Below are 2,142 nucleotides of genomic sequence, written 5' to 3' on the forward strand. Positions count from 1 at the left end.
AATGGCGGGTATGCGCTTTGTCTGGATTCGTCTGCTGGCAACTTATGGGCCGATGGATGATCCACGCCATCTACTTCCCTCGGTGGTTTCGCAACTTTTGGAAGGCAAATGCCCCGCACTCACACCTGGAGAGCAGCTCTGGGACTATCTCTACGTTGATGATGCGGTCGAGGCGATTGCCCGGCTGGGAACCGACACAAGAGCGGCAGGCATATTCAACTTAGGTTCCGGTGAAGCATTCAGTGTGCGCTCGGTCGCTGAACTGATACGAGATAAAATAGATCCGGCACTGCCGCTTGGATTTGGCGAGATCCCCTACCGGCCCGATCAAGTAATGCATCTGCAGGCCGATATTACGAAACTCACCGATGCGACTGGATGGCGGCCCCAGGTGAGTCTGGCCGAGGGCCTCAGCCGCACAATCGCGTGGCACCGGGCACAGGCGGCAAGTTTGGAACAGGCAAGTTTGGAGCAAGAACGATGAAAGCCTCGGATTATATCGCACACTTTCTGAAAGAGCGCGGCGTCCCCTGCGTCTTCGAGATGGCGGGCGGCATGATCACACACATGCTGGACTCGATCTACTCGGTCGGCGGCATAAGAATCGTCAGCGTACATCACGAGCAGACCGCCGCCTTCGCCGCCGAAGCCGCCGGGCGTATGATCGGCCTTCCCGGTGTCGCGATGGCGACCAGTGGGCCGGGAGCGACCAATCTGCTGACAGGGATAGGGAGCTGCCATTTCGATTCAACCCCCGCCGTCTTTATTACTGGCCAGGTCAATCGCCATGAGCAGAAAGGCGACCGGGCGATCCGTCAGCTCGGGTTCCAGGAGACGGACATTGTGGCAATGGCCGCCCCCATCACGAAAGCCGCCTGGCAGGTCAATGACCCGCACCTGCTGCCGCAGATGCTGCATGACGCGTTCGAATTGGCCGTCAATGGCCGGCCCGGCCCCGTGCTGCTGGATATTCCGATGGATGTTCAGCGCGTCGACATCACGCCCCCCACCTCTTTCCCGGACTCACCAATAAGCCAGCCTATCCCGGCTGAACGGCTTCAAGACATGTTCGCCCAGATGGCAGCCGCGAAGAAGCCTCTGATTTTAGCGGGAGGCGGAATCCGCTCCGCCCGTGCGGCGGAAGCCTTTCGAGAGTTTGTACACATCGCTGGCGTTCCGGTGGTCCATTCGTTGATGGGTGTGGACGTGCTTCCCTACAGCGACCCATTGCGTATCGGCCTCATTGGCTCCTACGGCAACCGCTGGGCAAATCATGCCGTCGGCCAAAGCGATTTCCTGCTCGTGCTGGGCAGCCGCCTGGACGTTCGCCAGACCGGCTCTGAGACCGAAGCCTTCAAAGGCGACCGCGTCGTTTTCCACGTGGATGTCGAACCCGGCGAGATCAATAACCGGGTCACGGGCTGCGAGGCGATTGTTGCCGACCTCCCCGCGTTTTTCGAGGCGGCACTCCCCGCCGCGAAAGATGTACGCTGGCCGGACCGGAGGGAATGGCTTCGCAGCATCGCAGCCCTTCGTGCTGAATGGCCGGATACGAGCGAGCTGCCGGATATCGAGGGCATCAACCCCAATAAACTTATGCACGCCCTGTCTCAGTATTCCCAGGGGGCATCGGCCTATGTGATTGACGTCGGCCAGCACCAAATGTGGGCCTCTCAGTCGGTCGAAGTCGGCCCGGACCAGCGCTTCCTGCTCTCAGGCGGCATGGGGTCGATGGGATTTGCCCTGCCCGCCGCCATAGGCGTGGCGGCGGTTGACAGCCGCCCGGTGGTACTGATCGCCGGAGACGGCGGCTTCCAGACAAACATTCAGGAGCTTCAGACCGTCGCCCGGGGCAGCCTGCCGCTCAAGATGGTAATCGTCAACAACCAGTGCCACGGCATGGTTCGTCAGTTCCAGCAATCCTATTTTCACGAGCGTTATCAGTCAACTTTGTGGGGCTACAGTGCTCCCGACTTTGCCGCAGTTGCCGCGGGATATGGGATCACTTCCGGGACGGTGGACCGCGAAGAGGGACTGGACGAAGCTCTGCGTCAACTCTGGGCTGATCCGGCAAAACCTGCTTTGCTGCAAGTGATGATCGACACCTATGCCAATGCCTACCCAAAGCTGGCCTTCGGCCTG

The 2,142-nt window shown here is 60.3% G+C and carries 2 protein-coding genes; both read left to right on the top strand.

The genetic code is table 11. The features are described 5' to 3' along the window. Positions 1-484: NAD-dependent epimerase/dehydratase family protein (locus Q0R23_RS07815; protein ID WP_293911904.1), on the top strand; the 484-nt coding region annotated here is incomplete at its 5' end. After that, a partial coding sequence (locus Q0R23_RS07820) for a thiamine pyrophosphate-binding protein (RefSeq protein WP_293911905.1) occupies positions 481-2,142 on the top strand: 1,662 nt, incomplete at its 3' end. The genes Q0R23_RS07815 and Q0R23_RS07820, both read left to right, overlap by 4 nt.

Origin of the sequence: Deinococcus sp. (assembly GCF_025362455.1) — a bacterium.
Classification (GTDB): Bacteria; Deinococcota; Deinococci; order Deinococcales; family Deinococcaceae; genus Deinococcus.